3 protein-coding genes and 1 pseudogene are annotated in these 4,613 nt (G+C 64.4%); 1 reads left to right on the top strand and 3 read right to left on the bottom strand.

The window, feature by feature from the left end; genetic code table 11:
- Positions 1-272 precede the first annotated feature (272 nt).
- Together ppdK and Q8R73_RS12140 are read right to left on the bottom strand one after the other, a co-directional pair.
- Positions 273-3,146, bottom strand: a pseudogene (gene ppdK, locus Q8R73_RS12145) (pyruvate, phosphate dikinase).
- A 90-nt stretch (positions 3,147-3,236) separates the two neighbouring features.
- Positions 3,237-3,392, bottom strand: a complete 156-nt coding sequence (locus Q8R73_RS12140; protein WP_305318224.1) for a DUF3096 domain-containing protein — start codon at positions 3,390-3,392, stop codon at positions 3,237-3,239.
- A gap of 238 nt (positions 3,393-3,630) precedes the next feature.
- Between Q8R73_RS12140 and Q8R73_RS12135 the strand changes: the two genes are divergently transcribed.
- Positions 3,631-3,990 carry a DUF1236 domain-containing protein gene (locus Q8R73_RS12135; RefSeq protein ID WP_305719789.1) on the top strand — a complete coding sequence of 120 codons (360 nt, stop codon included), beginning with the start codon at positions 3,631-3,633 and terminating at the stop codon, positions 3,988-3,990.
- A gap of 443 nt (positions 3,991-4,433) precedes the next feature.
- Here the strand turns inward: Q8R73_RS12135 and Q8R73_RS12130 are convergent.
- Positions 4,434-4,613: hypothetical protein (locus Q8R73_RS12130; RefSeq protein WP_305719788.1), on the bottom strand; the 180-nt coding region annotated here is incomplete at its 5' end.

Below are 4,613 nucleotides of genomic sequence, written 5' to 3'. Positions count from 1 at the left end.
GTTGCCGGGGCGTTAATCGCAGTTGCACGCGCGATACACGCAAGGGAACGTTGCGATGGGCGCGATGACTTCGAAAGGCTTGGTAAACAGGCGCTCGCCTGAAATGGTAAACGTCGCGTCAACGAAGGTGATGATGAATTTCAGCCGTCATGCCGGGGCGATGCCACCGGGTCCGGCCTTCGGCCGGCCCGATGACAAACTCCGCATCGAACCCGGAATCTCGAGATTCCGGGTCTGGTGCTGACGCACCATCCCGGAATGACCGAAGGCCTTTAGGCCTGGCTGGCGACGGCCTTGCCCAGCGCGGCCTGGGCGGCGGCCAGCCGCGCGATCGGCACGCGGTAGGGCGAGCACGACACGTAGTCCAGCCCGATCTCGTGGCAGAACGCGACCGAGGCCGGATCGCCGCCATGCTCGCCGCAGATCCCGACCTTGAGATCGGGGCGGGTCTTGCGCCCGCGCGCCACGCCGATCTTGACCAGTTCGCCGACGCCGTCGCGATCGACCGAGATGAACGGATCGATCTCGAGGATTCCCTTGGCGACATAGGTGCCGAGGAAACTCGCGGCATCGTCGCGGCTGATGCCGTAGGTGGTCTGGGTCAGGTCGTTGGTGCCGAACGAGAAGAACTCGGCGGTCTGCGCGATGTCGCCGGCCATCAGGCAGGCGCGCGGCAACTCGATCATGGTGCCGACCTGGTAGGCGAGCTTCTTGCCGGTCTCCTTCATCACCGATTGCGCGGTGGCATCGATCCGCGTCTTGATCAGGTCGAACTCGGTCTTGGTCGCGATCAGCGGCACCATCACCTCGAGGCCGACCGCCTTGCCGGTGCGCTTTTCGGCCTCGACCGCGGCCTCGAAGATGGCGCGCGCCTGCATCTCGGCGATCTCGGGATAGGCGATGGCGAGACGGCAGCCGCGGAAGCCGAGCATCGGGTTGAATTCGGCGAGATCGCGGGCGCGGTCCGCCAGCCGGCGCGGATCGGTATTCATCGCGCGCGCGACTTCCTCGATCTCGGCCTGGGTGTGCGGCAGGAACTCGTGCAGCGGCGGATCGAGCAGCCGGATCGTCACCGGCAGGCCCTTCATGATCTCGAACAGCTCGACGAAATCCGCGCGCTGCATCGGCAGCAGTTTGGCCAGCGCGGCGCGCCGGGCCTGCTCGTCCTCGGCGAGGATCATCTCGCGCACGGTGCGGATGCGGGTTTCCTCGAAGAACATGTGCTCGGTGCGGCACAGCCCGATGCCCTCGCCGCCAAATTTTATGGCGGTGCGGGCATCCTCCGGGGTGTCGGCGTTGACGCGGACGCCGAGCTTGCGGAAGGAATCGGCCCAGCCCATCAGTGTGCCGAATTCGCCGGACATCGCGGGCTCGATCATCGGCATCCGCCCGGCCAGCACCTGGCCCAGCGAGCCGTCGATGGTGATGACGTCGCCGGTCTTGAAGGTGCGCGTGCCGATGCTCATGGTGCCGCGGCCGTAATCGACCCGGATCGAGCCGCAGCCGGAGACGCAGGGCTTGCCCATGCCGCGCGCCACCACCGCCGCATGCGAGGTCATGCCGCCGCGCGTGGTCAGGATGCCTTCGGCGGCATGCATGCCGTGAATATCTTCCGGGCTGGTTTCGATCCGCACCAGAATGACCTTGCGGCCATCGGCCTGCAGCTTGGCGGCTTCATCGGACGAGAACACGATTTCGCCGGAGGCCGCTCCCGGCGAAGCCGGCAGCCCGGTGGCGACGACGTCGCGCTTGGCGCCGGGATCGATGGTCGGATGCAGCAACTGGTCGAGCGAGGCGGGATCGATCCGCGACACCGCTTCCTTCTTCGAGATCAGGCCTTCATTGGCGAGTTCGACGGCGATGCGGAGCGCCGCCTTGGCGGTGCGCTTGCCGCCGCGGGTCTGCAGCATCCACAGCTTGCCCTGCTCGACCGTGAACTCCATGTCCTGCATGTGGCGGTAATGCTATTCCAGCAACGTGTAGAATTTGGTCAGTTCCTTGAACGCCTCGGGCATCGCGATTTCCATCGACGCCTTGTCGGAGCCGGATTCCTGGCGCGCTTCCTCGGTGATGTCCTGCGGGGTTCGGATGCCCGCCACCACGTCCTCGCCCTGGGCGTTGATCAGGAATTCGCCGTACAGCTTGCTCTCGCCGGTCGAGGGATTGCGGGTGAACGCAACGCCGGTCGCCGAGGTCTCGCCCATATTGCCGAACACCATGGCCTGCACGTTGACCGCGGTGCCCCAGGACTCCGGAATGTCGTGCAGCCGCCGGTAGGTCACCGCGCGCGCGTTCATCCAGGATGAAAACACCGCGCCGATCGCGCCCCACAATTGCGCGTGCGGGTCCTGCGGAAAATCCTTGCCGGTCTCGCGCGCCACCGCCTCCTTGTAGCGGCCGACCAGTTCGACCCAGTCGTCGCCGGTGAGATCGGTGTCGAGCGTATAGCCCTGGCCGTCCTTGAAGGTATCGAGGATGTCCTCGAAGTGGTGATGCTCGAAACCGAGCACGACATCCGAATACATCGTGATGAAGCGGCGGTAGCTGTCATAGGCGAAACGGCGGTCGCCCGACAGTTCCGCCAGCGCTTCCACGGTCTTGTCGTTGAGTCCGAGATTGAGCACGGTGTCCATCATGCCCGGCATCGAGGCGCGGCCGCCGGAGCGCACCGACACCAGCAGCGGATTCCTGGTATCTCCGAACGCCTTGCCGGTCAGCTTGCCGACGTGATCCAGCGCCTTTTCGACCTGCGCTTTCAGGGCGGCGGGATAGGTTTTGTCGTGCGCGTAGAAATAGCTGCAGACCGAGGTCGGAATGGTGAAGCCGGGAGGCACCGGCAGGCCGAGATTGGCCATCTCGGCGAGATTGGCGCCCTTGCCGCCGAGCAGATCGCGCAAGCCGGCCTTGCCTTCCGCCTTGCCGTCGCCAAAGGTGAACACCCATTTGCCGGATTTGGCCAGGTCGGCCGCGGGCTTGCCCGCCGATTTGACCGCGGCCGCTTTCTTGAGGTCTTTCGGCGCCGGCTTGGCCACGCTCTGGGTCAATGCCTTGCGGGCTGCGGCAGGCGGCGCGGCCTTTGCCCGGGCGGGCAAGGTGGGCTTTGATTTCGCTGCGGTTTTCTTCAGCTTGGATGCGGCTTTGGCCATGGCTTACAGACAATCGGCTGATGGGAGGGAGATGCGCGCCTTACACCACTTTGGGCGGTTCCGCGCAAGGCGCGAGTTCCCGGTTGAACGCTAGATCTTCAGCATCTTGAACACACCGAGACCCGCCAGACCGATGAAGATCAGATAGATCGCCACCACGAAATTGAGGAAGCGCGGCATGATCAGAATGAGGATGCCGGCGATCAGCGCCACGATGGGCTGAATGTGGGCAGCGGTGATGGTCATGAATCTCTCCGGTGGTGATGCTGGCGGGACGTCGAATCGACAGGGAACATTTTAGCCCCTCGCAGGGTTCCACGATAGGAGACGCCCGCGACGTCAACGGGTTCCCACCCCGGTCGCAATTTGCCAAAAATTGCAGCGCTGATTCCCCGATTTTTCCCGGAACGATGCCGCACGCGATGAATTGGGAAGGGATTGCGTGCTGCGGAAGCGGCATTGCATCACCTCGAAGGAGTTGCTCATGCGGATCAGGGTATTCGCCGTTGCTGCATTCATCGGCGTCTTCGGCGCGCCGATCGCGGCGCAGGCGCAGAACGGAGTCACCACGGGCGCTGCGCGCGCCAACACCGTCGTCACCGAGTCCGATGGCATCGGTGCCGACCGGCGCCCGGCGTTCCAGGAATATGTCATTCGCCAGCAGGTGCCGAAATTCACGGTTCCGGATCGCATCGCGGTCGGCAACGTGCTGCCGGATGCCGGCATCACCTATTACGACGTGCCGCAAACCTACGCCTCCACGACGTATCGCTACACCGTCGTCAATGGACAGACCGTGCTGGTGGATCCCAGCACCCGCCGCATCGTCCAGGTGGTCGACTAAGTCAGTCGCCTGAACGATTGTCCGGATGATGCGCGCAGCGGCGCCCCGGACACCAAGGCCCCGCCCGGTCTCCCCCGCCGGGCGGGGCTTTTGGCTTTGAGAGGCTTTGGTCATTGCGAGGCACCCGCATGCCGTCATCCTCCGCGAAAGCGGAGGATCCAGTAAGCCGCGGCCTATCGATTCAATCACTGCTGTCTCTGGGATACTGGATCACCCGCTGGAGCCTGTCATCGGGCGGCGCGAAAGCGCCGACCCGTTGGCGGGCGATGACGGTTGTGACGATGAGAAAACACGGCTTCGCATTCTCGCGGCGCGTTTCGCCCGAGGTTTGCTCTCAATTTCCCGCCCTCTCAAACCAGAGGGCGCGGGGAATGCCGGGCGCCCGATGCGCCCGATAGCCACGTGTGCTATGGGGTAGTGGTAGATGCACACGTGTTGTCAGGTCACACCGGAATCACCCGGCACTCCCCGCGCGATGGTTTAGGCTTATACGTGGTCTCCCCGGTGATCGGCTTTCTTGCCACCGTCACTTGCGGGTCTCTCCGCAAGCTTGACACCAGCACCGAGGTGTCAGGACCGCACGATTTCGCATCCGTTTCAGGCACTCGGGTCAGGAGCGCCAT

This window comes from Bradyrhizobium sp., from assembly GCF_030697065.1.
In the GTDB taxonomy this organism is placed as follows: domain Bacteria; phylum Pseudomonadota; class Alphaproteobacteria; order Rhizobiales; family Xanthobacteraceae; genus Bradyrhizobium.
The sequence above is the reverse complement of the archived record's forward strand: the minus strand, read 5'-3'. Positions and strand labels throughout refer to the sequence as shown.